At 71.3% G+C, this 25500-nt stretch carries 23 protein-coding genes; 4 read left to right on the forward strand and 19 right to left on the reverse strand.

The window, feature by feature from the left end; genetic code table 11:
• Position 1 precedes the first annotated feature (1 nt).
• Positions 2-595: a GNAT family N-acetyltransferase gene (locus VGN50_RS03540; protein ID WP_327443257.1), complete on the reverse strand. Its 594-nt coding sequence runs from the start codon at positions 593-595 to the stop codon at positions 2-4.
• 55 nt (positions 596-650) lie between these two features.
• Between VGN50_RS03540 and VGN50_RS03545 the strand changes: the two genes are divergently transcribed.
• Positions 651-3212 (forward strand): DEAD/DEAH box helicase, encoded by a 2562-nt coding sequence (locus tag VGN50_RS03545; RefSeq protein WP_327443258.1) that lies wholly within the window; start codon positions 651-653, stop codon positions 3210-3212.
• A gap of 67 nt (positions 3213-3279) precedes the next feature.
• On the opposite strand, the gene VGN50_RS03550 is transcribed toward VGN50_RS03545, so the two are convergent.
• From VGN50_RS03550 to hflX, 3 genes are read right to left on the reverse strand one after another with little or no spacing between them, the layout of a single operon-like run.
• Complete coding sequence (locus VGN50_RS03550) at positions 3280-4125, reverse strand: SDR family oxidoreductase (RefSeq protein WP_327443259.1); 846 nt, start codon at positions 4123-4125, stop codon at positions 3280-3282.
• A gap of 23 nt (positions 4126-4148) precedes the next feature.
• Positions 4149-4631 carry a GNAT family N-acetyltransferase gene (locus VGN50_RS03555; RefSeq protein WP_327443260.1) on the reverse strand — a complete coding sequence of 161 codons (483 nt, stop codon included), beginning with the start codon at positions 4629-4631 and terminating at the stop codon, positions 4149-4151.
• A gap of 19 nt (positions 4632-4650) precedes the next feature.
• Entirely contained in the window at positions 4651-6102 is a 1452-nt protein-coding gene (gene hflX / locus VGN50_RS03560; protein WP_327443261.1) for a GTPase HflX, read from the reverse strand.
• Positions 6103-6175: 73 nt separating this feature from the next.
• On the opposite strand from hflX, the gene VGN50_RS03565 reads away from it, so the two are divergent.
• Positions 6176-6793, forward strand: a complete 618-nt coding sequence (locus VGN50_RS03565; protein ID WP_327443262.1) for a class I SAM-dependent methyltransferase — start codon at positions 6176-6178, stop codon at positions 6791-6793.
• Here VGN50_RS03565 and dapF read toward each other — a convergent pair.
• From dapF to VGN50_RS03620, 11 genes are all read right to left on the reverse strand, one after another.
• Positions 6777-7640 (reverse strand): diaminopimelate epimerase, encoded by an 864-nt coding sequence (gene dapF / locus VGN50_RS03570; RefSeq protein ID WP_327443263.1) that lies wholly within the window; start codon positions 7638-7640, stop codon positions 6777-6779. The two genes, VGN50_RS03565 and dapF, sit on opposite strands and share 17 nt — an antisense overlap.
• The gene (miaA, locus tag VGN50_RS03575) at positions 7633-8586 is read right to left on the reverse strand and encodes a tRNA (adenosine(37)-N6)-dimethylallyltransferase MiaA (RefSeq protein WP_327443264.1); all 954 of its coding nucleotides are present in this window, start codon (positions 8584-8586) and stop codon (positions 7633-7635) included. The genes dapF and miaA overlap by 8 nt, the downstream gene beginning before the upstream one ends.
• A 2-nt stretch (positions 8587-8588) precedes the next feature.
• The gene (def, locus tag VGN50_RS03580) at positions 8589-9203 is read right to left on the reverse strand and encodes a peptide deformylase (protein WP_327443265.1); all 615 of its coding nucleotides are present in this window, start codon (positions 9201-9203) and stop codon (positions 8589-8591) included.
• 23 nt (positions 9204-9226) lie between these two features.
• Positions 9227-10756 carry a tRNA (N6-isopentenyl adenosine(37)-C2)-methylthiotransferase MiaB gene (gene miaB / locus VGN50_RS03585; protein ID WP_327443266.1) on the reverse strand — a complete coding sequence of 510 codons (1530 nt, stop codon included), beginning with the start codon at positions 10754-10756 and terminating at the stop codon, positions 9227-9229.
• A 42-nt stretch (positions 10757-10798) separates the two neighbouring features.
• A complete protein-coding gene (locus VGN50_RS03590; protein WP_327443267.1) occupies positions 10799-11413 on the reverse strand; it encodes a regulatory protein RecX in 615 nt (204 codons plus the stop codon).
• 5 nt (positions 11414-11418) lie between these two features.
• Positions 11419-12486: a recombinase RecA gene (gene recA / locus VGN50_RS03595; RefSeq protein WP_327443268.1), complete on the reverse strand. Its 1068-nt coding sequence runs from the start codon at positions 12484-12486 to the stop codon at positions 11419-11421.
• Between the two features lie 268 nt (positions 12487-12754).
• Positions 12755-13597 (reverse strand): ABC transporter permease, encoded by an 843-nt coding sequence (locus tag VGN50_RS03600; RefSeq protein WP_327443269.1) that lies wholly within the window; start codon positions 13595-13597, stop codon positions 12755-12757.
• Positions 13594-14445 carry an ABC transporter permease gene (locus VGN50_RS03605; RefSeq protein WP_327443270.1) on the reverse strand — a complete coding sequence of 284 codons (852 nt, stop codon included), beginning with the start codon at positions 14443-14445 and terminating at the stop codon, positions 13594-13596. Before VGN50_RS03605 ends, VGN50_RS03600 begins: the two co-directional genes overlap by 4 nt.
• Positions 14445-15377, reverse strand: a complete 933-nt coding sequence (locus VGN50_RS03610) for an ABC transporter ATP-binding protein (protein ID WP_327443271.1) — start codon at positions 15375-15377, stop codon at positions 14445-14447. Before VGN50_RS03610 ends, VGN50_RS03605 begins: the two co-directional genes overlap by 1 nt.
• Positions 15378-15412: 35 nt before the next feature.
• A complete protein-coding gene (locus tag VGN50_RS03615; RefSeq protein ID WP_327443272.1) occupies positions 15413-16435 on the reverse strand; it encodes an NAD(P)H-dependent flavin oxidoreductase in 1023 nt (340 codons plus the stop codon).
• Between the two features lie 7 nt (positions 16436-16442).
• Positions 16443-16664, reverse strand: coding sequence for a DUF3046 domain-containing protein (locus VGN50_RS03620; RefSeq protein WP_327443273.1), 222 nt, complete (start codon positions 16662-16664; stop codon positions 16443-16445).
• Positions 16665-16735: 71 nt separating this feature from the next.
• On the opposite strand from VGN50_RS03620, the gene VGN50_RS03625 reads away from it, so the two are divergent.
• Positions 16736-21499: an ATP-dependent helicase gene (locus tag VGN50_RS03625; RefSeq protein ID WP_327443274.1), complete on the forward strand. Its 4764-nt coding sequence runs from the start codon at positions 16736-16738 to the stop codon at positions 21497-21499.
• 3 nt (positions 21500-21502) lie between these two features.
• Positions 21503-22366 (forward strand): Fpg/Nei family DNA glycosylase, encoded by an 864-nt coding sequence (locus VGN50_RS03630; protein ID WP_327443277.1) that lies wholly within the window; start codon positions 21503-21505, stop codon positions 22364-22366.
• Between the two features lie 32 nt (positions 22367-22398).
• Here VGN50_RS03630 and VGN50_RS03635 read toward each other — a convergent pair whose 3' ends face one another.
• From VGN50_RS03635 to rimO, 4 genes are all read right to left on the reverse strand, one after another.
• Complete coding sequence (locus VGN50_RS03635; protein WP_327443278.1) at positions 22399-22698, reverse strand: helix-turn-helix transcriptional regulator; 300 nt, start codon at positions 22696-22698, stop codon at positions 22399-22401.
• A 183-nt stretch (positions 22699-22881) separates the two neighbouring features.
• Positions 22882-23352, reverse strand: coding sequence for a nicotinamide-nucleotide amidohydrolase family protein (locus tag VGN50_RS03640; RefSeq protein ID WP_327443280.1), 471 nt, complete (start codon positions 23350-23352; stop codon positions 22882-22884).
• Positions 23349-24011 carry a CDP-alcohol phosphatidyltransferase family protein gene (locus VGN50_RS03645; RefSeq protein WP_327443281.1) on the reverse strand — a complete coding sequence of 221 codons (663 nt, stop codon included), beginning with the start codon at positions 24009-24011 and terminating at the stop codon, positions 23349-23351. The genes VGN50_RS03640 and VGN50_RS03645 overlap by 4 nt, the downstream gene beginning before the upstream one ends.
• Positions 24005-25480 (reverse strand): 30S ribosomal protein S12 methylthiotransferase RimO, encoded by a 1476-nt coding sequence (gene rimO, locus VGN50_RS03650; RefSeq protein WP_327443282.1) that lies wholly within the window; start codon positions 25478-25480, stop codon positions 24005-24007. Before rimO ends, VGN50_RS03645 begins: the two co-directional genes overlap by 7 nt.
• Between the last annotated feature and the right edge of the window lie 20 nt (positions 25481-25500).

Genomic DNA, 25500 nt, shown 5'->3' on the forward strand with positions numbered 1-25500 from the left:
TTCAGCTGCCGCCGTGGGGCACCAAGGGGGCGCCGTCGACCCGCCGCGCCATGGTGACGTCGTCACGGTCGTCTCCGGGGGCGACCCGGATGGCGCCAGGAATGCGGCCCACCTCGACGTATCCGCACCGGGCGTAGAACGAGCTCGCCCCGGACCCGCTGCGCACACCGAGCTGAAGGAGCTCGACACCGTCCTCGCGAGCCAACCGGTGCATGCCGGCCATGAGCACCAGCCCGAGGCCCGAGCCCTGACGGGTCGGGTCGACCATCACGCGGTGGAGCCATCGGCCGTGGGCCAGCAGCGGGTTGGGTCCCCGGACCCACCAGGCCCAGCCGACGAGCCCCCCATCGGGCAGGAGGAGGGCGCCCGCGACCGCGCTGCCGGCCGCCATCTGGGCCTCATGGACGGCCAGCGCCTCGGCCACCCGCGCCCGCGGCGCGCCGGGCAGGAACCCCACAGCCCCGCCGGCGTCGTTCACCCGGCACCAGAGGTCGAGCACCTCGGCCCGCCGCGCGTCGGTGAGCTGCTCGACGCGGTGCACCTGCGGCGCCTCGAAGGTGGTCTCCGCCCGGCTGATATCCAGAGTGCCCGTCACAGCCGGGAAGGCTACCGGGCACCCCCGACACCGGCTGCTGACAGGATGAGCGGCGATGACGCCCGACCCGAACGACCTGACCACGACGACCCTCACGGAGCTGCTCCCCGCCGGGGTCGCGGACCCCGACGAGGTGTATGCCGCGTTCGAGGGCTGGGCGCGCGGGCGCGGCCTGCCCCTCTACCCGCACCAGGACGAGGCGATGCTTGCCCTTCTGGCCGGGGAGAACGTCGTCCTGTCGACCCCGACCGGGTCGGGCAAGTCACTGGTCGCGATCGGCGCGCACCTCGCCGCTCTCGCCACCGATCGGGTGAGCTTCTACACGGCACCGATCAAGGCGCTGGTGAGCGAGAAGTTCTTCGCCCTCTGCGAGATCTTCGGAGCCTCCGAGGTCGGCATGCTCACCGGCGACGCGTCAGTGAACCCCGATGCGCCGATCATCTGCTGCACCGCTGAGATCCTCGCCAACCTGGCGCTGCGCGAGGGCACCGACGCCGATGTCGGTCTGGTCGTCATGGATGAGTTCCACTTCTATGCCGAGCCGGACCGCGGCTGGGCCTGGCAGGTGCCACTGCTGGCGCTCCCCCAGGCCCAGTTCGTGCTGATGTCCGCGACGCTCGGAGACATCAGCGCGATCTCGGACGACCTGTCCCGCCGCACGGGCCGACCCACCGCCCTGGTGACCGGCACCGAACGCCCGGTGCCCCTGAGCTTCTCGTGGGCGCTCACTCCCCTGCCGGAGACGATCGAGGAGCTGCTCACCACCCATCAGGCGCCCGTCTACGTCGTCCACTTCACCCAGGCGGCAGCCCTGGAGCAGGCACAGGCACTGCTCGCCCTCAAGTCCGCGATCAAGGCCGACAAGGACGCCATCGCCGAGCGGATCGGGGGCTTCAGGTTCACTGCTGGGTTCGGCCGGACCCTTTCCAAGCTGGTGCGCGCGGGCATCGGGGTGCACCATGCGGGGATGCTGCCGCGCTACCGCCGGCTCGTGGAGCAGCTGGCCCAGGACGGTCTGCTCAAGGTCATCTGTGGCACCGACACCCTGGGCGTCGGTATCAACGTGCCGATCCGGACGGTGCTGTTCACCGGGCTGGTCAAGTTCGACGGCTCGAGGCAACGAGTGCTCAAGGCGCGCGAGTTCCACCAGATCGCCGGGCGCGCAGGACGGGCCGGCTACGACACCAGCGGTTCCGTCGTCGTCCAGGCGCCCGAGCACGTCATCGAGAACGCCCGCCTCGTCGCCAAGGCCGGCGACGACCCCAAGAAGCTCAAGCGGGTCCAGCGCCGCAAGCCCGCCGACGGCGAGGTGTCTTGGACGGAGCAGACCTACGACAAGCTCGTGGCCGCCGAGCCAGAGCCGCTCGTTTCACGGATGCGGGTCGACCACGCCATGATCCTCAACGTCGTGCAGCGTCCCGGCGACCCCGTGCGCGCGCTGAGCGGCCTCCTGCGTGACAACCACGAGACCCCGCGCGGGCAGGCCCGGCTGTCACGACGGGCCATCACCCTCGGCCGCAGCCTGCTCGATACCGGTGTGTTGCAACGGGTCTCGCCTCCCGGACCCGACGGCCGCACGGTCGCCGTGCGGGGCGAGCTCCAACGCGACTTCGCCCTCAACCAGCCCCTGGCACCGCTCGCCCTGGCTGCCCTGGACGTCCTCGACCCCGACTCCCCAAGCCATGCACTCGACGTCGTCTCGGTGGTCGAGGCCATCCTCGACGACCCACGGCAGGTGCTCATGGCGCAGCAGTTCAAGGCCCGCGGCGAGGCTGTCGCCGAGATGAAGGCTGACGGCATCGAGTACGAGGAGCGGATGACGCTCCTCGAGGACGTCACCTGGCCCAAGCCTCTGGGCGACCTCCTCGAGGCGACCTTCGAGATCTTCCGCCAGAGCCATCCGTGGGTCTCGGAGTCGGCGCTGTCCCCCAAGTCCGTGGTCCGCGACATGTACGAGCGGGCCATGACCTTCACCGAGTACGTCTCGGCATACCAGCTCTCCCGCTCCGAGGGCCTGGTCCTGCGCTACCTGACCGACGCCTACCGCACGCTGCGACAGACGGTTCCCGCCGCGCATCGCAGCGAGAGCTTCGACGACCTGCTGGAGTGGCTGGGCGAGACCGTGCGGCAGACGGACTCCTCCCTGCTCGACGAGTGGGAGGCCCTGACCGACCCCGACGCGAACGAGCGGCTCGAAGAGCTGGAAGGTCTGCACGCCCATGGCGGCACGCGCCCCTCCCGTCCGATCACGGACAACGAGAGGGCATTTCGGGTCATGGTGCGGAACGCCATGTTCCGCCGGGTCGAGCTCGCGAGCCGCGACCGGTTCGAGGAGCTGGCCGCTCTCGACGACGGGCCGATGGACGAGGCTGCGTGGGACGAGGCGCTCGGCGCCTACTACGCCGAGCACGACAGCATCGGTACCGATGGCGATGCTCGGGGGCCGGCGATGCTGCAGGTCACGACCAGCCCGCAGGACCGCTTGTGGCAGGCCCGGCAGACCCTGGCTGACCCCGCGGGCGACCACGACTGGGTGATCGAGGCGACGGTCGACCTCGATGCCTCCGACGAGGCAGGTGAGCCGGTCGTCCTCACGACCGCATTGCGCCGCCTCTGAGAGGTCGGCCGCCTCTGAGAGGGTCGGCCGTCGCTGAGAGGTCGCTTGTCTCCGAGCCCGCGCCGGCTCACATCCGCTGAAGGAGCTCGCGCAGGCTCGTGGCAGGCCGGCCGGTCAGCCGCGGGATGGCGTCGGAGACCGCTGAGACCTCTCCCGCCGCGATGGCCGTGTAGGTCGACACCCAGGCGTCCACCTCCCAGTCGGGAGCTCCGTAGGACGCGCGGGAGGCATACGCCTCGTCGATGGTCTCGTTCACGTACCTGGTGGGCCGCCCGGTCACCTCCGTGACCAGCGCGGCCGCCTCGGCCAGCGTGAGGGCCTCGGGACCGGTGAGGTCGTACGTCGCGCCCGCATGCGTATCGGGATCCCTCAGCACGACCTCGGCCACCGCCGCGATGTCGTCGCGGGCGACCACAGCGGCGCGCCCGTCGCCGGCCGGCCCCCGGATCACCCCGTCCTGAGCCATCAAGGGGATGAAGTCCGCGTAGAAGCTGTCCCGCAGGAACGTGTACGCCATCCCGGACGCCCGCAGCGCCACCTCAGTCGCCCAGTGGTCGCGGCCCAAGGTGAAGGTGCAGTCCGGTGCGGCGCCCTGGAACGACGTGTAGACCACCTGGCGCACCCCGGCCTCGGCCGCCGCGGAGACGAACGCCCGGTGCTGGTCGAGGCGGTCGACCGCTTCCGCCGCCGAGACCATCAGCAGCGTCTCCACGCCCTGCAAGGCCTGGACCGCACGCTCCTGGTCGACGAAGTCGCAGGCGCGGACCTCCTCCCCCGCTCCGGTCGTGACCTTCTGCGGCGCCCTCGCGAGGAGGACGAGCGGATGACCGCCACCCGTCAGGAGCTCGCGGATGCGCCCACCGAGATGACCGGTGACCCCGGTGACGCCGATGACCCCCGCGCTGTCGCTCATGCCGAGAGCCTAGACCCGCCAGTTCAGGTGACCGCGGGCTCCGAGTCGAGGTCGAGCTCGAGGGTCATGAACACGCTGAACTCGTCCAAGGCATACGGGCCGAAGGGACCACAGGTGTGGAAGCCGTACGCGGCATACAGGGACCGCGCTGGGGCGAACTCGGCCGTGGGGCCGGTCTCGAGACTCAGCCGCGAGTAGCCGCGGGCGCGCGCCTCCCCCACCACGTGGTCGAGCAGGGCCGCACCCACGCCCCGTCTGCGGTGGGCTGTCGCGGTGCGCATCGACTTGAGCTCGCCGTGGCTGGTCGTGAGCTCCCGTAGGGCTGCGCATCCCAGCACCTCGTCACCGTCCCACAGGCTCCAGAACGTCAGCCCGGACGCCCGCAGTCTGTCGAGGTCGAGAGCATGCACGCTCTCTGCCGGTGAGAACCGGTGCATGTCCTCGAGGTGCTCGTCGAGCAGCCGTGCCACCTGAGCCGTGTCGAGCCCGCCCAGCCTGATGTCCATGGTGCCTCGCAGCGAAGGCTCAGGCGGCGTATGCCGCGAGCTCGCCCGCGAGGTCCGCGTGCACCCGCGCGGTCACCCTCGTGCCGCTCTCGGTGTGCTCACTCGCCAGGACCTCGGCCTCGTCGTGCAGCCGGCTGACCAGGTCGCCACGCTCGTAGGGCAGCAGCACCTCGACGTCGATGGTGGGCCGGGGCAGCTCGCGGGCGACGAGCTCACGCAGCTCCTGCAGTCCCAGGCCGGTGCGGGCGGACACGATGATCGAGTGCTTCTCGTGGCGCCGGATCCGGTCGAGCACCTCAGGGTCAGCCGCGTCGGCCTTGTTGACGACGATGACCTCCTTGACGTCCGCAGCATCGACATCGGCGAGCACGGCGCGGACGGCGCTGATCTGCCCCTCGGGATCGGGGTGCGACCCGTCGACCACGTGGAGCAGCAGGTCGGCGTCGGCGACCTCCTCCAGGGTGGACCGGAACGCCTCGACCAGCTGGGTCGGCAGCTGCCGGACGAAGCCGACCGTGTCGGCCAGCGTGTAGAGCCGGCCGTCGGGGGTCTCGGCGCGGCGCACAGTGGGATCCAGGGTGGCGAACAGCTGGTTCTCGACCAGTACGCCGGCCCCGGTCAGGCGGTTGAGCAAAGAGGACTTGCCGGCGTTGGTGTAGCCCGCGATCGCGACGCTCGGCACCTCATGGGCCTTGCGGCTCGCACGTTTGGTGTCGCGCCCCGTCTTCATCTCCTTGATCTCACGGCGCAGCTTGGCCATCCGCTGGTTGATGCGCCGCCGGTCGAGCTCGATCTTGGTCTCACCCGGACCACGCGAGCCCATGCCCTGACCACCGGCGGCCTGGCCACCGGCCTGACGGGACATCGACTCACCCCAGCCACGCAGGCGTGGGAGGAGGTACTGGAGCTGGGCCAGCTCGACCTGGGCCTTGCCCTCCTTGGACTTCGCGTGCTGGGCGAAGATGTCGAGGATCAGCGCCGTGCGGTCGATGACCTTGACCTTGACGACGTCCTCGAGCGCGCGGCGCTGGCTCGGCGTCAGCTCGGTGTCGCAGATGACGGTGTCGGCGCCCTCGGAGATGACGATGTCGCGCAGCTCCTCGGCCTTGCCCGAGCCGAGGTAGGTGCCCGTGTCGGGTTTCTGCCGGCGCTGCACCAGGCCCGCGAGCACCGTGGAGCCCGCCGTCTCGGCCAGGGCCGCCAGCTCACGCAGGGAGTTGTCCGCATCCTGCGCGGTCCCCTCGGTCCACACGGCGGCCAGCACCACGCGCTCGAGTCGGAGCTGCCGGTACTCGACCTCGGTGATGTCCTCGAGCTCGGTGGACAGTCCTGTGACGCGGCGCAGCGCCGCGCGGTCCTCACGGTCGAACTGGTCGCCGTCGAAACGGCCCTCGTCGGCGATGAGGAAACCGTCCTCATCGGCGAGGGCCGAGGCCTTGGAGTCGAAGATGTCGGAACGTCTCAGTGTCATATCCCTTCAAGAATCTCATCTTTCCAACCCGCCCGGCGACGGGTTTATGCCGTGCCGTCTACCGTTACCCCCGATGAGCACGCACGAGCACTACTTCACCGCCGAGCCGGCGAGCCCGGCGGAGCAGCAGTCCGTGACCCTGGAGCTGGCAGGTCGTGAGGTCACCGTGCGCACCGCCGGCGGGGTGTTCAGCCCGGACCGCCTCGACAAGGGCACAGCGGTGCTGCTGCGCGAGGCGCCCAGCCCCCCGGCCTCCGGCACCCTGCTCGACCTCGGCTGCGGCTGGGGACCCATTGCCATCACCCTCGCCCTGACCTCGCCGGAGGCGACGGTCTACGCGGTCGACGTCAACGAGCGCGCGCTCGACCTCCTGCGCGGCAACGCGGCCGCGCTGGGGCTGGACGGCGTGGTCGCCAGCCGGCCCGACGGCATACCGCAGGACGTCCGGTTCGATGCGATCTGGTCCAACCCGCCCATCCGGGTCGGTAAGGCAGCGCTCCACGAGATGCTGCTGCACTGGCTCCCCCGGCTCGCGCCGGGGGGCGCGGCCTACCTCGTCGTGCAGAAGAACCTGGGCTCGGACTCGCTGCAGCGCTGGCTCACCGAGCAGCTGGACCCCGACTCGTATGCCGTGTCGCGCTTCGCGACGGACAAGGGCTTCCGGGTGCTCGAGGTCAGACGAGCGGCGTGACCCCGTCGGCGACGAGCACCGCGGGTCCGGCCAGCTCCACCTCCTGGCCCGGGAGCGCTCTGACCCGCAGCCGTCCTCCCGGCACGTCGACCGTCCAGACGTCGCCCTGACCGCCGGCCCAGAACCGCGTGGCGAGGGCAGCTGCGGCCGCACCCGTCCCGCACGATCGCGTCTCACCCACCCCCCGCTCGTGCACGCGCAGCCGGATGTGCCCCGCCCCCAGCGGGCGGACGAGCTCGACGTTGGTGCCGTGGGCGGGGACCGGGTTGACGATCGGAATGCGGTGCAGGTCAAGGGAGTCCAGGTCCACGCTCTCCGGCAGCGCGACCACCGTGTGGGGGTTGCCGAGGTCGAGACTCAGGGCCGACAGCGGCTCGTGACCGTCCAGGTGCACGAGCGCGTCGAAGCCCTCGTCGCGGGCGATGGTGGGCTGGGCCAGCCGCCAGGGGCCGAGGTTGACCGCGATGAGGTCGGTGCCCTCGAACCGCACCACCTTGACGCCGGCGCGCGTCGCGATGGCGAACTCGTCGGCCGTCTCCAGTCCCTCGCGGCGCAGGTAGGCGGCGAAGACCCGGGTCCCGTTGCCACACATCTCGGCCAGGCTGCCGTCGGCGTTGCGGTAGTCCATGAACCAGCGCGCCTCAGCGGCCTGCTCTCGCACGCTGGAGTCGCCGGCCGCAGCGGTAGGGACGACCCGGATCACCCCGTCACCGCCGATGCCTGCCCGACGGTCAGCCAGCCACGCGACCTGCTCCGCAGAGAGCTCGTGGGCGCCCTCGAGATCGGGGACGAGCACGAAGTCGTTCTCCGTGCCATGCCCCTTGGTGAAGGCGGTCTGGTCAGCCATGTGACCCATTGTCGCGGATAGCCGCGCGGACGAGGGCCACGGCGTGCTCCAGCATGTCGGCCGGGGTGGTCTCGCAGCCGGCGTCGAGCCACTGGACCCGGGGGTCCGCGCCGAACCAGGACTCCTGGCGCCGGGCGAACCGCCGGGTGAGCCTGCTCGTCTCCTCCTGGGCCTGCGACTCGGTCATGGTCCCGTCGAGCTGGGCCAGCGCCTGGGCGTACCCGAGTGCCCGCGAAGCCGTCCGGCCCTCACGCAGGCCCCGCTGCTCGAGGCGCTGCACCTCGACCAGCAGCCCATCGGTCCACATCCGTGCCACGCGCGCCTCGATGCGCTCGTCCAGCTGGTCCCGCGGGGCGCGCAGGCCGAGCAGGACAGCCGGCTGCACCAGCTCACGGCTGGGCATCGACGCCGAGAAGGGCCGTCCGGTGAGCTCGATGACCTCGAGCGCACGCACGATCCGGCGCGCGTTGCGCGGGTCGATGGCCGCTGCCGCCACCGGATCGCGCTCGCGGAGCAGCTCGAACAACCTCTGGACACCCAGCTCTCGCGCCCGCTCCTCCCATTGCTCCCGCACGACCGGATCCGTGGGCGGGATGTCGAGGACGTCCAGGGCCGCACGGACGTAAAGACCTGACCCGCCGACGACGACCGGGTGCGCCCCGCGCGCCTGGATGGCGTGGATGTCCGCCCGCGCCGCGGCCTGGTAGGCCGCGACGCTCGCTTCATCGGTCACGTCGATGACGTCGAGCTGGTGATGCGGTATGCCGCGACGCTGCGTCAGTGGCACCTTGGCCGTGCCGATGTCCATGCCGCGGTAGAGCTGGCTGGCATCGGCGTTGACGATCTCACCGCCAAGGCGCTCCGCGAGGTCGAGGCCCAGGTCGGACTTGCCGGTCGCGGTCGCCCCGACCACCGCGACGACGAGCGGCTGGGCCGGTCGACTCATCGTCAGAGGTCGTGCTGGTGCTCGTCGCGCCCGTGGTCCGTGTCGTCGTGACCGAACGGGTCGGGGTCGACACCCGGCATCCAGCTGAAACCCGGCGTGCCCCAGCCCTGACGCTTCACGGCCCTGCGGGCCTTCTTGGCCCAGCGCTCGTTGAGCCGGTCGACATAGAGGAAGCCGTTGAGGTGGTCGTACTCGTGCTGCATGCAGCGGGCGAACCAACCCGTGGACTCGAAGGAGAGCTCGTTGCCGTCGAGGTCGAAACCGCTGACGCTGGCGCGCTCGCCGCGCTTGAGCGGGAAGCTCTCGCCCGGCACCGACAGGCATCCCTCGGCCTCGTCGTGAGGGTCCGGCTCCTCGGTGCTCGTCTTGGTGGCGCTGACATAGGGGTTGACGATGACGCCCCGCGCGGGGACGCCGTCGTCGTTGTCCATCTCCCACGTGAACACCCGCAGACCCACACCGATCTGTGGGGCGGCTAGACCGACCCCGTGTGCGGCGTCCATGGTCTCGAACATGTCGGCGACGAGCTGGGCCAGCTCGCCGTCGAACCTCTGGACCGGCTCGGCGCGCCGGTGCAGGACGGGCTCGCCCGTGATGACGATGGGCCGGATGGTCATGCGCCGCAGTCTTCCAGATCGGGTCAGCGGCAGGCGGAGACGGGCGCGGTGGCTGGCGCGGTGGCGGGCCGACCGACGCCTGGCATCCCGAGCGAGACCGCAGGCTTCCCGGGGACCGGGGCGTCCTGGAGTGCAGCCCAGGCGTCGCCGCCGGGAGTGCGGCGCACGGCATACGGTCCACCCCCGAGCGCGCTGTCGGCGACGAGGTGGTGCGGCGCGCCGTAGGTGACGCCCACCGTGACGAGGTCGCCGGGACGGGGACGCTCGCCGCCCTCGGGCACCGAGAAGTGGACCAGGCGGTTGTCGCGGGCGCGGCCCGACAGGCGGTGCGTGGCGCTGTCCTTGCGCCCCTCGCCTGTCGCGACCAGGACCTCGACCTCGCGACCCTCGATGAGGCGGTTCTCGGCCCAGGAGACCTGCTCCTGCACCTCGATGAGCCGCTCGTAGCGCTCCTGCACCACGGCCTTGGGGAGCTGGCCGGGCATCGTGGCGGCGGGCGTGCCGGGACGGATCGAGTACTGGAACGTGAACGCGCTGGCGAACCGCGCCTCCCGGACCACCCTCAGGGTCTCCTCGAAGTCCTGCTCGGTCTCCCCTGGGAACCCGACGATGATGTCGGTCGTGATCGCCGCCTCGGGAATCTGGTCGCGGACGGAGTCGAGGATGCCGAGGAACCGCGCGCTGCGATAGGAGCGGCGCATGTCGCGGAGCACCTTGTCGGAGCCGGACTGCAGCGGCATGTGCAGGCTCGGCATGACGTTGGGCGTCTGCGCCATGGCGGCGATGACGTCGTCGGTGAAGGCGGCCGGGTGGGGGCTGGTGAAGCGCACGCGCTCCAGCCCGTCGATGTCGCCACAGGCGCGCAGCAGCTTGCCGAAGGCCAGCCGGTCGCCGAACTCGACGCCGTAGGTGTTGACGTTCTGCCCGAGCAGGGTCACCTCGACGACGCCTTGGGCGACCAGCGCCTCGATCTCGGCGAGGACGTCGCCTGGACGCCGGTCGGCCTCCTTGCCACGCAGGCTCGGCACGATGCAGAACGTGCAGGTGTTGTTGCAGCCCACCGAGATCGACACCCAGCCGGCATAGGCGGAGTCGCGTCGCGTCGGCAGCGTGCTGGGGAAGACCTCGAGGCTCTCGAGGATCTCGACCTCGGCCCGCTTGTTGTGGCGCGCCCGGTCGAGCAGGGCCGGGAGACTGCCGATGTTGTGGGTGCCGAACACCACGTCGACCCACGGGGCGCGCTGGACAATGGTCTCGCGGTCCTTCTGTGCCATGCAGCCGCCGACAGCGATCTGCATGTCGGGGTTGTGCATCTTGGCGGGCCGCAGCTGCCCCAGGTTGCCGTAGAGCTTGTTGTCGGCGTTCTCACGCACCGCGCAGGTGTTGAACACGACGACGTCGGCTGCCTCGGGACGACCGTCGGCGGGCAGGCTGTTGACGTCGACATAGCCCGCGGTCTCGAGCAGCCCGGCCAGCCGCTCGGAGTCGTGGACGTTCATCTGGCAGCCGTGGGTGCGGACGTCGTACGTCGGCTGGGCGGTGGAGGTACTCATGGCAGGACAAGGGTACGTGGTGCGGCAAGGGAGGCTGCCCGCTCAGTCACGCTGGTGTTCCGGAGCGTTCGCGACGGCCTCGCGGATCACCGTCATCGACACGTCCGGTGGGTAGCCCTTGCGCGCCAGCATGCCCGCCAGCCGGCGGGTCTGCACCACGGGGTCGAGGCCGTGCATGGTCCGCAGCCGTTTGGCCACGAGCTGCCGGGCCCGCTCTCGCTCGTCCTCGGGGTCGATGGCGTCCAGAGTGGCGCGGGCGATCTGGTCATCGACGCCCTTGGTGCGCAGCTCACGGGCCAGCGCCCTTTTGGCCAGCCCGCGCCCGACCTGTTGGGACCGCACGAGCATGCCGGCATAGGCCTCGTCATCGACCAGGCCGACGGCCGCCATGCGGTCGAGCACCACCCGGGCCACGTCGTCGGGGCAGTCGCGCTGGCGCAGCTTGTCCTCGAGCTGCTTGCGGGTCTTGGGAGCCAGGGCGAGCTGACGCAGCACGATCTGACGCGCGATGTCGTGCGGGTCGGGCTCGCCAGCGGGTGGCGCTTGACGTCGACCAGGCATCGCGCCTGGCCCGCTGGATGCCGCCTCGGATCCACCAGACGTCGCTGCCAGGGCCGCCTCGAGGGCAGCCCTGGCAGCGTCGTGTCGCTCAGTCATGCGGATCAGAACTCGACAGGGACCTCAGGGACGGCGGCCACCGCGGGCTTGTCGACCTGCGGGCCGATGCCCAGCTTCTCCTTGATCTTCTTCTCGATCTCGTTGGCCAGGTCAGGGTTGTCCTTGAGGAACTGCCGTGCGTTCTCCTTGCCCTGCCCCAGCTGGTCGCCGTCGTACGTGTACCAGGCGCCCGCCTTGCGGACGAAGCCCTGCTCGACGCCCATGTCGATCAGGCCACCCTCGCGGGAGATGCCGAAGCCGTAGAGGATGTCGAACTCGGCCTGCTTGAACGGCGGGGACACCTTGTTCTTGACGACCTTGACGCGGGTCCGGTTGCCGACCGGGTCACTGCCGTCCTTGAGCGTCTCGATCCGGCGGACGTCGAGACGGACCGAGGCGTAGAACTTCAGCGCCTTGCCACCGGTCGTCGTCTCGGGCGAGCCGAACATGACGCCGATCTTCTCGCGGAGCTGGTTGATGAAGATCGCCGTCGTGCCGGTGGTGTTGATGGCGCCGGTGAGCTTGCGCAGTGCCTGAGACATGAGGCGCGCCTGCAGACCGACGTGGCTGTCACCCATCTCGCCCTCGATCTCAGCACGCGGGACGAGCGCCGCGACGGAGTCGACGACGATGATGTCGAGGGCCCCGGAGCGAATCAGCATGTCCGCGATCTCGAGGGCCTGCTCACCGGTGTCGGGCTGGCTGACGAGCAGGGCGTCGGTGTCGACCCCCAGCTTCTTGGCGTACTCGGGGTCGAGGGCGTGCTCGGCGTCGATGAACGCGGCGATCCCGCCCGCCCGCTGGGCGTTGGCGATCGCATGCAGCGCGACCGTGGTCTTGCCGGAGGACTCCGGGCCGTAGATCTCTACGACCCGACCGCGCGGGAGGCCGCCGATGCCGAGGGCGATGTCGAGGGCGATCGACCCGGTGGGGATCACCTCGATGGGCGGTCGGACGTCGTCGCCCAGACGCATCACGGCGCCCTTGCCGAACGACTTCTCGATCTGACCCATGACGGAGTCGAGAGACTTGGCCTTCTGGTCGAGGCCGTTCGAGCTCGTTGTTGCAGCCATCTTCGCCACACTTCCTTCTTTCCACGTTGTCGAGTCGGGCGCGCCTGCCTTCGACCCTGGTCAGTCAGAGAACTGGTCAGTCAGAATCTGTGCAGTGATCCGCTGGTGGGTCAGACGCTAGGAGTCGCCACCGACAGTCGCCCCGGGCCGCTCTCGCGAGCTGTGCGCGGCGGTGCAGTCGGCGCTCCACCTGTGGACGAGCATACCGAACATCTGTTCGACTCAGAGGGGATCGACGCGCGACACGCCGGGACATCTGTGGCGTCGACTATGAGAGCAGCAACGTCTCGAGACGGCGGGCCGCGCCCACCACCCCGACGGTGCCCAGCGCCGCGAGATAGAGCACATGGCCCAGGACGCCCCATCCTACGTCTCCCAGCACGAGCGCCCGCTCGAGCGCGACGCCGTGGTAGAGCGGCGTGCACCGCACCACCCACTGGAGCGCCTCGGGATAGGTGGACAACGGGAAGAAGGTGGCGGAGAACAGGAACATCGGCTGGATCGCCAGGGTCACGAAGTCGAAGTCCACCCAGGACCGCATGAACGTCGTCGCGAACATGCCGGCCGCCGCGAAGGCGAACCCGATGAAGACCGCTGCCGGCAGCGCGAGGAGCGCCCACCACGACGGCACCGCCCCCGCCAGCAGGGCCACCAGGAGGAACAGCGTGGAGTAAAGGCCACCGCGAACCAGCGACCAGCAGACCTCGCCGACAGCGATGTCGCGTGGCCCCATCGGAGTGGCCAGCACCGCGTCGTACAGACGGGCGTACTTCAGCTTGAAGAAGACGTTGAAGGTCGAGTCGAAGACCGCGCCGTTCATCGCCGAGCTGGCCAGCAGCGCTGGCGCGACGAACTGGACGTAGGTCACGACCCTGCCGGAGTCCGTCGTCACCGTGTGCACCAGCGCACCGATGCCCACCCCCAGCGAGAAGAGGTAGAACACCGGCTCGGCGAAACCGGTCACCAAGGCGACCCAGCCGCGCCGGAAAGCCGTGATGTTGCGCTCGACCATCATCCGCGCGAGCCCGGCACCCGCAGGCATGGGCAGAAGCCGCGCCATCCGCGAGGCGGCGGACACCCTCGATGCTGCGGACCTCGTAGCCGTGCTCACGGAACGAGCCTCTTGGCGAAGCCGCGCTCGGCCAGCCACCAGCCGACCGCGGCATACAGGACGGGCACGACGAGGTGACCGGCCAACGGCGCCCACGCCACCGCGCCCGTCGCCATCATGCGGCAGATCTCCACCCCGTGCCACAGCGGCGTGGCCCACGCGACCGGCTGCATCCACCCGGGGAGCTGCTCGATGGGAAAGAACGTGCCGGAGAAGAGCATCATCGGCGTGATGATCCACCGGAAGAGGATGTTGAAGCCGTTGTCGCCCTCCTGAGCCGCGGTGAACGCGAACATCGGAATGCTGAACGCCATGCCGACGAGCACCGCGACGGGCAGGCACAGCAGCGCCCACCACGAGCTGAAGCCACCGAAGAGCGCCGCGACCACCATGAACAGGCTCGTCGACATGACCAGGTGGCACGCCACCGCCAGGAAGTGACCGGACAGGACGTCACGCACGCTCAGCGGCGTCGCGAGCTGGGCGTGGTAGGTCATGTTCCACTTGATGTAGCCGAGGACCTGGTAGGTCGACTCACCGTTGGCCACCCACATGGTCTGCACCGCGAGGATGGCTGGGACGACGAAGTGCAGATAGCTCGTGCCATGGACGCCACCGGCGCGATGGTCGACCAGCGAGCCCAGCCCGACACCCATGGACAACAGGAACAGCAGCGGCATCAGCGCCCGCGAGATCACCGAGCCACGCCACGTCCGGCGGTAGACCCGCGCGTGGTACTCCCAGACGGCCAGCACCCTCTCGCGAGCGCTCAGCGGCGGCCGTGGACCACGCGCCGCTCGGTCCTGCCGCGGCTGGGCCGTGGCCACGTCTGCCTCGGGTGGGGACATCAGTCGACCAGCGTCCGGCCGGTCAGGTGCAGGAACACGTCCTCGAGCGTCGACCGGCGCACGAGGGACGACAGCGGCGCCACGCCACGGGCGTGAGCTGCCGCCGCGGCGGCGTCGCCGTCGTCGGCGTAGACGAGGAGGCGGTCGGGCAGGACCTCGACCCGCTCGCCGATCCCCGCCAGGTGGTCGACGCACTCCGCGTGGTCCTCGACGTCGAAACGCAGCTCGAGCACCTCCTTGGTGGAGTAGGTGTCGATGAGCTCGCGCGGCGACGCTTCGGCGACGATCCGGCCGTGGTCCATGACGACCAGGCGGTCGCAGAGCTGCTCCGCCTCGTCCATGTAGTGGGTGGTGAGCACCAGCGTGACGCCGGAGCGCTTCAGACGGAAGAGGCGGTCCCACAGCACGTGGCGCGCTTGGGGGTCGAGCCCGGTGGTTGGCTCGTCGAGCAGCAGGATCTCGGGCGAGTTGATCAGTGAGCGCGCGATCGTCAGACGCCGCTTCATGCCCCCCGACAGGGGCTCGACCTTGTCGGCCGCCCGGTCGGTGAGCTGGGCGAAGTCGAGCAGCTCGGCGGCCCGAGCGCGCACCTCCTTGCGCGACAGGCCGAAATACCGGCCGTAGACCCAGAGGTTCTCCTCGACGGTGAGCTCCTCATCGAGGGTGTCACGCTGCGGACAGCTGCCCAGCCGCGCCCGGATCGCGGGACCGTCCGTGGCGGGGTCGAGCCCGAAGAGGCGCAGCTCGCCGGAGCTGACCGGCGACACGCACCCCACCATGCGCATCGTCGAGGACTTGCCGGCGCCGTTGGGACCGAGGAAGCCGAAGCACTCGCCCTTGCGCACGGCGAAGTCGATGGCGTCGACGGCGGTGAAGTCCCCGAACGTCTTGGTCAGGCCTGAGGCGCTCAGGAGGATCTCATCGTCGGGCACGAGGTAGCACGCTACCGACCCTCACCCACAGGCGCTCAACCGGTTTTCAGCTCGGCCGTCAGCAGACGGGCCAGCTCGGCCGCCGGCAGCTCCCGGACCTGCGCGTGGCCGGTGCCCGCCCACAGGTGGACGAGCTCCGCCTCCCCGGTGGCCTTGCCATGGGCTCGCAGCGGCGCGGTGACGTGATGGACGTGCGGGTATGCCGCGGGGCTGGCCGGTCCGAACCGTTGTGTCCACGTCGTGACCAGCGCACGGGCGCTACGCCCGGTGAACGCCCGGGTCACCGTGGTGGCCTCGCGGTGGGTCAGCGAGTGGCGATGGACGTCGGCGGTCCCTGCCTCCGGACACGCGAGGAACGCCGTGCCGAACGCGACCGCGGTGGCTCCAGCCGACAGGAGTGCGTGGGCGTCTCCACCGGTCATCACGCCGCCGGCCGCCATCACGGGCAGCCGGGTCAGGCTCCGCACGGCCATCACCAGCTTGCGGACGGGCAGCTGGTCCTCTCCGGTGTCCTGCGGGCCGCCCCGGTGGCCACCAGCCTCCCAGCCCTGCGCGACGAGGCCGTCCACGCCGAGCTCGACGGCCCACGCGACCTCGGCCGGGTCGTTGATGGTCACCCACACCTCGCAGCCTGCGGATCTCAGGGCTGCAACGGTCTCGGCGGGCGGCCACGCGAACGAGAAGCTCACCACTGCCGGCGCCAGCTCCACAAGGGCGGCGACCTTCGTGTCGAACCCGTCGTCGTCATAGCGCGGCTCCCCCAGGGCCACCCCGGCGGCCTGCGCCCACGGGTCGAGCAACGCGGCATACGTGCGGGCGTCGTCGAGCATCGACGGGAGGTTCGGCGAGGGCGCGAAGAGGTTGACTCCGAAGGGCGCGGAGGTCGAGGCGCGCAGGGCCACGATGTCGGCGCGCAGGCGTTCGACGGTCACGTAGGCGCCGGCGAGGAAGGGGAACATGCCCTCCCCTGCCACCGCCGCAGCCAGGGCCACCGTGCTGGGGTCGCCCGCCATGGGCGCCAGCACCAGGGGGTGGGCCGACCAGTCGACCCGGCTCACCTGGCGCTTACCTCGCCGGTCTGCGGTCGACGCCCAGGCGACGCGACTCGGGGACGTCCATGTCGTCGCAGACCGCGAGCCAGACCCGCCGTGGCGGCTCGCCGCGCTCGAGCGCCTCGAGCACGGTGAGGTCACCCAGGGAGTGGAGGGTGTGTCCGCGCGCGAGCGAGCCCGCGTAGGCCTCGCCGAACTCGTCGTTCATCAGCTCCCAGAAGCGGCTCAGACGCACCGGGCAAGTCTAGGCACAGGCCAGGACGCCCGCCGACCGCTGTCGGTGCGGGGTGAGAGGCTGGAGACCTCATGACAGCCGACGTGCTCGACCGTTTCTCCCCAGCCACCGCGGAGTGGTTCCGGAGCTCGTTCGCGGCGCCCACCGACGCCCAGGCGGGGGCGTGGGCGGCCATCAGCTCCGGGCAGCATGCCCTGGTCGTGGCGCCCACCGGCTCGGGCAAGACGCTGTCAGCGTTCCTGTGGGCGCTGGACCGTCTGGCGAGCGAGACGGTGCCGCAGGAGCGGCTGAAGCGATGCCGGGTCCTCTACGTGTCCCCGATGAAGGCGCTGGCCGTCGACGTCGAGCGCAACCTGCGCTCCCCGCTGGTGGGGATCGGGCACGCCGCCACGCGGCTGGGGCTGGCCCCGCCCGACATCACCGTGTCGGTGCGGTCCGGGGACACTCCAGCGGGCGAGCGACGCGCGTTCGCCCGCACGCCCACAGACGTGCTGATCACGACTCCCGAGTCGTTGTTCCTCATCCTCACCTCCCAGGCCCGCGAGGCGCTGGCAGGCGTCGAGACGGTCATCCTCGACGAGGTCCATGCGGTGGCGGGCACCAAGCGCGGCGCCCACCTGGCCCTGACCCTCGAGCGCCTGGACTCGCTGCTCGAGCGGCCCGCCCAGCGCATCGGGCTCTCCGCGACTGTCGAGCCCGTCGACGAGGTCGCCCGCTACCTGGCCGGCGGCCGCCCGGTCGAGGTGGTGCGTCCGGTCTCCACCAAGGAGTGGGACCTCGATGTCGTGGTGCCCATCGCCGACATGTCGTCCCTGGGCGAGGCAGTGGCCGACGACCTGTCCGGTCCCGCCTCGGGTGCCGAGCGCCGGGCCTCGATCTGGCCGCACGTCGAGGAGCGGATCGTCGACCTCGTCGCCCAGCATCGGTCCACGCTGGTGTTCGCCAACTCGCGACGGCTGGCCGAGCGGCTGACGAGCCGCCTCAACGAGATCTGGCAGGAGCGGCTCGAGACGGCGGACCAGGGGGCTGCCCCTACTGCCCAAGCTTCCGTGACGCCCGCTCAGGCCGCTCGGACGCCAGCCCAGCTGATGGCGCAGGCCGGGGCCTCGGCGGGTGCCCCCGCCGTGCTGGCGCGGGCGCACCACGGCTCGGTCAGCAAGGAGCATCGGGCCCTCATCGAGGAGGACCTCAAGGCCGGCCGGCTGCCCGCTGTCGTCGCGACCAGCTCACTCGAGCTCGGCATCGACATGGGCGCCGTCGACCTCGTGGTGCAGGTCGAGTCGCCCCCGTCGGTGGCATCGGGCCTGCAACGGGTGGGACGCGCTGGTCACCAGGTGGGCGCGGTCAGCCGGGGAGTGGTGTTCCCCAAGTTCCGTGGCGACCTGGTGCAGACCGCCGTCGTGGTCGAGCGCATGCGGGCCGGCGCGATCGAGTCGCTGCGTGTCCCCGCCAACCCGGTCGACGTGCTCGCCCAGCAGATCGTCGCCATGTGCGCGATGGACGACTGGACCGTCGACGATCTCGAGCAGACCGTTCGCCGCGCCACACCGTTCGCCGCGCTCCCCCGCTCCATCCTCGAGTCGGTGCTCGACATGCTCTCGGGCCGCTACCCGAGCGACGAGTTCGCCGAGCTGCGTCCCCGCATCGTCTGGGACCGTGTGACGGGCCTGCTCAGTGGGCGGCCGGGCGCCCAGCGCCTCGCCGTGACCTCCGGCGGCACCATCCCCGACCGCGGCCTCTACGCCGTGTTCCTCGCCTCGTCCGAGGGCGCCGGCCGGCGGGTGGGCGAGCTCGATGAGGAGATGGTCTACGAGTCACGAGTGGGTGACCTGTTCACGCTGGGCACCTCGACCTGGCGGATCGAGGACATCACCCATGACCGCGTGCTCGTGACTCCCGCTCCTGGCCTCCCCGGCAAGCTCCCCTTCTGGAAGGGCGACCAGCTCGGGCGCCCTGCGGAGCTGGGCCGCGCCGTCGGGGCCTTCGTCCGCGAGGTCATCGCACTCTCACCGGCTAAGGCGCGCGCGCGCGTCAGGGCAGCCGGGCTCGACGAGTGGGCTGCTGACAACCTCCTCGCCTATCTCGCCGAGCAGCAGGAGGCCACCCGGCACGTCCCCGACGACCGCACCATCGTCGTCGAGCGGTTCCGTGACGAGATCGGCGACTGGCGGGTCGCCGTGCACTCGCCCTTCGGCGGTCAGGTCCATGCCCCCTGGGCGCTGTGCGTCTCGGCGCGGATGCGGGAGCGGTTCGGTGTCGACGTCCAGGCCATGCACGGCGACGACGGCATTGTGTTCCGCCTGCCCGACCTGGAGTTCGACGACGACGGGTCAACCGGGGGGTCCACGGGGCGAGGGATCGGCGCCGAGCTGCTCGAGCTGGTGCGCCTCGACGCCGACGACGTCTACGACCTGGTCACCTCCGAGATCGGCGGCTCGGCCCTGTTCGCGGCACGGTTCAGAGAGTGTGCCTCGCGGGCCCTGCTGCTGCCGCGCCGCCGTCCCGACCGTCGGCAGCCCCTGTGGCAGCAACGTCAACGGGCAGCCCAGCTGCTCGAGGTCGCCAGCCAGTACGCCTCGTTCCCCATCGTGCTCGAGACGGTGCGCGAGTGTGTCCAGGATGTGTTCGACGTGCCCGGGCTGACCGCTCTCATGCGCGCCATCGAGTCCCGCGCGGTGGGCCTGGTCGACGTGGAGTCGGCCCAGCCGTCACCGTTCGCCCGTTCGCTGATGTTCGGCTATGTCGCCCAGTTCCTCTACGAGGGCGACTCGCCCCTGGCCGAGAAGCGCGCCGCAGCGCTGTCGCTCGACCCGACCCTGCTCGCCGAGCTCCTCGGCCGGGGCGAGGGCCTGTCTCTGCGCGACCTGCTCGACCCTGCAGAGGTGACCCGCACCGAGTCCGAGCTACAGCGGTTGGTCCCGGAGCGAGCCTGCCGCGACGCCGAGGACGTCGCTGACCTGCTCCGCGCCCTGGGCCCGCTCCCACTGGAGGAGATCCGCCGCCGCTGCCGCGACGAGGTGTCCACGACGACCCTCGGGGTCTGGCTCGTGGACCTCGAGGGAGCGCGCCGGCTCATCCGGACCCGAGTGGCCGGCGAGGAGCGGTGGGCCGCCATCGAGGACGCCGGCCGCCTGCGCGACGCCCTCGGCTGCTCCCTCCCGGTCGGCGTTCCGCAGGCGTTCCTCGACCCGGTGCCCGACCCACTGGGCGACCTCGTCCGTCGCTACGCCCGGACGCATGGTCCGTTCCCCGCTGTGGCCGTGGCGGCGTGGTGGGGCGTCGGCCCGGCGGTCGCCCACGACGCCCTCCGCCGACTCGTGGCCACGGGCCGCGTCGTCGAGGGCGAGCTGCTGCCCGCCGAGAACGGTGGCGGCCTGCACGGTCTCGACTACTGCGACGCCGAGGTGCTGCGGCTGCTGCGACGTCGCTCGCTGGCCGCCCTGCGCGCCGAGGTCGAGCCGGTCCCGGCGGTCGAGCTGGCCCGGTTCCTGCCGACCTGGCAGGGCATCGGCGGTCGGCTGCGCGGGCGCGAGGGGCTGGTCAGGGCGGTCGAGCAGCTCGCCGGAGCGGTGGTGCCCGCGAGCGCCCTCGAGACACTGGTCCTGCCGAGCCGGGTGGTCGACTACTCCCCCGCCCTTCTGGACGACCTCACCAGCAGCGGCGAGGTCCTCTGGCGCGGCCACGGCTCACTTCCCGGCGACGACGGCTGGGTGTCCCTGCATCTGGCGGACACGGCCCACCTGACCCTGGCCCCCCCGTCCGACCTTGCCGTCTCCGAGCAGCAGCAGGCCCTACTCGACGCCCTCGCCGGCGGCGGTGCGTACTTCTTCCGCACCCTCTCCGACGCCCTGGGCAGCCTCGACGACGAGGCCCTGCTCGCAGACCTGTGGAGCCTGACCTGGGCGGGACAGGTGAGCAACGACACCCTCACCCCCCTTCGTGCGCACCTCGCCGGTGGCCGCACGACCCACACGCGCGGCCGTTCGGGCCCGCGCGCCACGAGGTATGCCGGTCGCCGAGGCTCCCTGGGCGCTCTCTCGGGCCAGCGCGGAGCAGGGCGGCCGGCGATGCCCGTGCGCGGCGGGCCGCCCACGGGAGCCGGCCGCTGGTCACTGTTGCCGTCGGTGGAGACCGACGCCACGGTCCGCGCCTACGCCACCGCCGAGGTCCTCCTCGACCGCTACGGGGTCGTCACCCGGGGCTCGGTCGTGGCCGAGGACGTCCCGGGTGGGTTCGCGGCCGTCTACCGCGTCCTGGCCGCGGCCGAGGAGTCCGGCCGCGTGCGCCGGGGGTACTTCGTCGAGTCCTTGGGCGCCTCGCAGTTCTCCACCACTGGAGCCATCGACCGCCTGCGGGCGGGGGCTCGGGTGGTCGGCGCAGAGACCGACCCGTCCACTCCGGCCCTGGTGCTCGCCGCCACCGACCCGGCCAACGCCTACGGTGCGGCAGTGCCCTGGCCGGATCGAGGCTCACTGCGTGGTGACGACCAAGGCGAGCACGCGGGCCACGAGGGCGACGACTCCTCGGTCGGCGCCTCGAGACGCGGGCATCAGCCTGCCCGCAAGGCCGGGGCCCTCGTGGTGCTCGTCGACGGCGAGCTCGTCCTCTACGTCGAGCGTGGGGGGAAGACGTTGCTGTCGTGGACCGACGAGCCCCAGCCTCTCCAGAGCGCCGCGGACGCACTCGCTCTCGCCGTCCGCGAGGGCGCCCTCGGACGGCTCACCGTCGAGAAGGCCGATGGCGATGCCGTCCTCGGGTCAGACCACCCGCTGGCGGGGGCCTTGAGCCGTGCCGGGTTCCGGGCCACTCCTCGCGGGCTGCGGCTGCGCCGATGAGCCATGCCTGAGGGCGACACCGTCTGGCGCACCGCCCAGCGGCTCAACCAGGCACTCGCGGGCGCGCCCATCGTGCTCAGCGACCTGCGCTTCCCCGCTGTGGCCACGGTCGACCTCCGAGGGAGCTCGACCATCGAGGTGGTCAGCCGGGGCAAGCACCTTCTGCACCGGCTCGACTGCGACGTCACCGTCCACTCACACCTGCGCATGGAGGGTCAGTGGCGCGTCGAGGCCGCCGACCAGTCGACCAGGTGGCTGCGGCGCCAGGATCTGCGCGCGGCGGTCGGCACCGATACCTGGACCGCCCTCGGGCTGCGCCTGGGGCTGCTCGAGGTGCTCCCCACCGACCGTGAGCACGAGGTCGTGGGTCACCTCGGCCCGGACCTCCTCGGTCCCGACTGGGACCCCGGGTCGGCGGCGTCTCGGCTGCGGGCGAGCGGGACGACGATCGGCGCGGGGTTGCTCGACCAGCGCAACCTCGCCGGCGTCGGCACCCTGTGGGCCGCGGAGTCACTGTTCCTCGAACGCCTCCACCCCTGGCAGGCGGCGTCCACACTGTCTGTCCCGGCCGTCGACGCGCTCGTCGCCCGGGTGCACCGGCTCATCGACACGGCCCGCCACCATGCCGTCCAGGCCAGCACGGGGGTGCGCCGGCGTGGCGAGGAGACCTACGTGCATGCGCGCTCGGGTCGGCCCTGCCGCCGCTGTGGGGGGACGGTGCGGGTGGCGATGATCGGGCCGGCGGGCCAGGAGCGCACGATGTTCTACTGTCCGGGCTGCCAGGGCGGCGTGGGCCCCACGGACGAGGGCAGGCCACAACGTCCGCTCGGCTCGTCCGGCCGGGCCACCCCGTATCGCCGCGTCTAGGACGCGGCCGCCCCCAGAGGCCTGCCGCGTCGTCAGGCAGCGGACGCAGACACCATGCGGGCCGACGGGATGGGCAGTGCCACCGGCGCGGTGAGCGCCTCGGTCTCGGCCACGCGCTCGGACACCTGCCCAAGCACCTCGGACAGCGGAAGGCGTAGCGCCCCACAGATCGACGCGAGCAGCTCGGAGGAGGCTTCCTTCTCGCCGCGCTCGACCTCACTGAGATAGCCGAGGGAGACCGCTGCCGCCGCAGAGACCTCGCGCAGGGTGCGCCCCTGCGCCTGTCGCTGCTCACGGAGGACGTCACCGAGTTCTCGACGAAGCAGGATCATGACGCCTCCCTCTTGGCTGGCTGAGTTCGGAGCTGGCAGGACTCGGAGCTGGCTGGACGCCGGACCGAATGCCCTTACGTTACCGCGCGACCCTGACGGCGCGCGTCGAGGTTTGCAGAATGCCCTGCTGCACAGGGGTCAACCAGCGCTGGGGCCGAAATCTTCCGGCGCTGCGCCGGGGGCCTACGCGCCCGTGACCAGCGAGGTCGCCAGCCGCATGGCCGCCGAGACGGTATCCGTACGGATGGTGTCCCGTGACCCCTGCAGCCTCAGCTCGACGACCCGAGCCTCACCATCGCACGCCACGGCCACGAAAACCGTCCCGACCGGACGACCGTCCTGGGGGTCCGGACCCGCCACCCCGGTCGTCGCGACACCCACCGCGGCGCCGAGCAGGCGGCATACGCCCAGGGCCATCTGGCGCGCCACCTCCTCCTGGACCGCGCCACCGGCGGCAAGCAGGGCTGGGTCGACCCCGAGGAGACCAGCCTTGAGGTCCGTCGCGTAGGCCACCACGCCGCCCCGAACCACCGCCGAGGCTCCAGGCACGTCCGTGAGGGCGGCGCACACCAGGCCACCGGTCAGCGACTCGGCGGTGGCGATGGTCAGTGACCTGGCCGTCAGAGCCGAGATGAGCCCCGCCGCGCTCGTCATGGGCGGCCGGCCGCCCGGCGCTCACGCTTCATCGCCGTCCGTAGGCTGGTGCGCCGCAGCCGCACGGCCTTGGCGACGATGTCGAGACCGGTCACCAGGGTCACCACCACGGCCAGACCCAGGACCACGCGCGCCACCAGCTCCCACGCTGCCGCATGGGGGAACGCCTCCAAGGGCATGGTGTAGAGCAGCAGGCCGAAGAACTGCAGGGTCGTCTTGACCTTGCCACCGCGCCCGGCGGGCATCACCCCGTGCCGGATCACGAAGAACCGCAGCACGGTGACCCCCCACTCGCGGACCAGGACCACGACGGTGACCCACCAGGGCAGCTCCCCGAGGATCGACAGCCCGACGAAGGCCATCCCCATCAGGGTCTTGTCCGCAATGGGGTCGGCGATCTTGCCGAGGTTGGTGACGAGACCGTGCCGTCGGGCGAGGTCGCCGTCGAGGCGGTCCGTGGCCGTGGCCACGACCAGAACCGCGGCGGCCCACCACCGCATGCCGGCGTTCTCACCCCGGGCGACGAGCAGCCACCCGTAGACCGGGACCAGGAGGATCCGACACACGGTCAGGGCGTTGGCGACGTTCCAGGCGCTTGGCGCGGGGCTCGAGACCGGCGTGACGGCCGGGTCAGGTGTGCGAGCGGACTCGCTCAGCACGGCGCCGCCACGAGGTCGATCCCCTCGGTACCGACCACCTTGGCGCGCACGAGGTCACCCACCGCGGCACCGGGAAACTCGGTGGGGTCGAGGTAGGTGACGCCGTCGACATCCGGTCCCTGATGGGCTGCGCGACCGACCACCCAGGGCTCGTCGTCCGGCAGCGACTCCACCAGCACCTCGACGGTCTCGCCGATGCGCTCCTCGGCGCGCTGGAGGTTGAGCTCCTCGATCAGGGCAGTGAACCGAGCCACGCGTGCGGTCACCTCGAGGTCGGGGACCTTCGCGGCATACGTCTCGGCCTCCGTGCCGTCCTCGTCGGAGTAGCCGAACACCCCCACGACGTCGAGCCGCGCCGCTACCAGGAAGGCCTCCAGCTCGTCGAGGTCCTCCTCGGTCTCGCCGGGGAACCCCACGATGACATTGCTGCGGATGCCGGCCTGCGGCACGCGGGCTCGCACGTCGTCCAGCAGGGCGAGGAAGGCCTCGCGGCCGCCGAACCGGCGCATCGAGCGCAGCAGCGGGGCGGAGGCGTGCTGGAAGGAGATGTCGAAGTACGGCACGACGCCAGGGACTGTCGCCATCGCATCGAGCAGACCCGGCCGGATCTCAGCCGGCTGGAGGTAGGACACCCGGACCCGCTCGATGCCGGGCACGGTGGTCAGCTCCGGCAGAAGCTTCTCGAGCAGGGCGAGGTCGCCGAGGTCCTTGCCGTACGAGGTGGAGTTCTCGCTGACGAGGAAGAGCTCCTTGACGCCGCGCTCGGCCAGCCAGTGGGCCTCGGCGAGGATGTCGTGGGGCCGCCGCGAGACGAACGCCCCGCGGAACATCGGGATGGCGCAGAACGCACACCGACGGTCACAGCCGCTCGCGATCTTGAGCGGAGCCCAGGGGCGCCCGTCCAAGCGCGCTCGCATCACTCGCGGTCCGGAGGCCGGGACGGGCCCGTCGAGGGGCTCGTCGACCACCTCGGTGGTGGGCGACGAGGGGGCCCCGTGACCCGGGATCGCCAAGGCGGCCGCGCCCGCCTGGCGCTGCACGGGCGACAGCGGCAGCAGGCGACGCCGGTCCTGCGGGGTGTGCGACGCGGGCGCGTGCCCGTCGAGGACCGCCCGAAGGTGGGTGGACATGTCAGCATAGGAGTCGAACCCCAGCACCGCGTCGGCCTCGGGCAGCTCCTCCGCCAGCTGGCTGCCGTACCGCTCCGCCAGGCAGCCCACGGCCACCACCGCCTTGGTGCGACCCTCGCCCTTGCGCGCCGACGCCTCGAGGAGGACGTCGATCGAGTCCTTCTTGGCCTGCTCGACGAACCCGCAGGTGTTGACGACCGCCACGTCGGCTTCGGCCGCGTCGTCGACGAGCAGCCACCCCTCGGCGGCGAGCCGTCCGGCCAGCTCCTCGGAGTCGACGTCGTTGCGCGTGCACCCGAGGGTGACCAGGGCGACGCTGCGCTGTGCGGTCGAGCTCATGGCCCCACTCTAAGGGTGGG

The sequence above is a fragment of the Pedococcus sp. genome, assembly GCF_036000045.1.
Classification (GTDB): domain Bacteria; phylum Actinomycetota; class Actinomycetes; order Actinomycetales; family Dermatophilaceae; genus Pedococcus.

Coding starts and splice junctions, on each gene's coding strand:
- VGN50_RS03545 (WP_327443258.1), top strand. CDS start 651: ATGACGCCCGACCCGAACGACCTGACCACGACGACCCTCACGGAGCTG.
- VGN50_RS03550 (WP_327443259.1), bottom strand. CDS start 4,125: ATGAGCGACAGCGCGGGGGTCATCGGCGTCACCGGGGTCACCGGTCAT.
- VGN50_RS03555 (WP_327443260.1), bottom strand. CDS start 4,631: ATGGACATCAGGCTGGGCGGGCTCGACACGGCTCAGGTGGCACGGCTG.
- hflX (WP_327443261.1), bottom strand. CDS start 6,102: ATGACACTGAGACGTTCCGACATCTTCGACTCCAAGGCCTCGGCCCTC.
- VGN50_RS03565 (WP_327443262.1), top strand. CDS start 6,176: ATGAGCACGCACGAGCACTACTTCACCGCCGAGCCGGCGAGCCCGGCG.
- dapF (WP_327443263.1), bottom strand. CDS start 7,640: ATGGCTGACCAGACCGCCTTCACCAAGGGGCATGGCACGGAGAACGAC.
- miaA (WP_327443264.1), bottom strand. CDS start 8,586: ATGAGTCGACCGGCCCAGCCGCTCGTCGTCGCGGTGGTCGGGGCGACC.
- def (WP_327443265.1), bottom strand. CDS start 9,203: ATGACCATCCGGCCCATCGTCATCACGGGCGAGCCCGTCCTGCACCGG.
- miaB (WP_327443266.1), bottom strand. CDS start 10,756: ATGAGTACCTCCACCGCCCAGCCGACGTACGACGTCCGCACCCACGGC.
- VGN50_RS03590 (WP_327443267.1), bottom strand. CDS start 11,413: ATGACTGAGCGACACGACGCTGCCAGGGCTGCCCTCGAGGCGGCCCTG.
- recA (WP_327443268.1), bottom strand. CDS start 12,486: ATGGCTGCAACAACGAGCTCGAACGGCCTCGACCAGAAGGCCAAGTCT.
- VGN50_RS03605 (WP_327443270.1), bottom strand. CDS start 14,445: ATGTCCCCACCCGAGGCAGACGTGGCCACGGCCCAGCCGCGGCAGGAC.
- VGN50_RS03625 (WP_327443274.1), top strand. CDS start 16,736: ATGACAGCCGACGTGCTCGACCGTTTCTCCCCAGCCACCGCGGAGTGG.
- VGN50_RS03630 (WP_327443277.1), top strand. CDS start 21,503: ATGCCTGAGGGCGACACCGTCTGGCGCACCGCCCAGCGGCTCAACCAG.
- VGN50_RS03635 (WP_327443278.1), bottom strand. CDS start 22,698: ATGATCCTGCTTCGTCGAGAACTCGGTGACGTCCTCCGTGAGCAGCGA.
- VGN50_RS03640 (WP_327443280.1), bottom strand. CDS start 23,352: ATGACGAGCGCGGCGGGGCTCATCTCGGCTCTGACGGCCAGGTCACTG.
- rimO (WP_327443282.1), bottom strand. CDS start 25,480: ATGAGCTCGACCGCACAGCGCAGCGTCGCCCTGGTCACCCTCGGGTGC.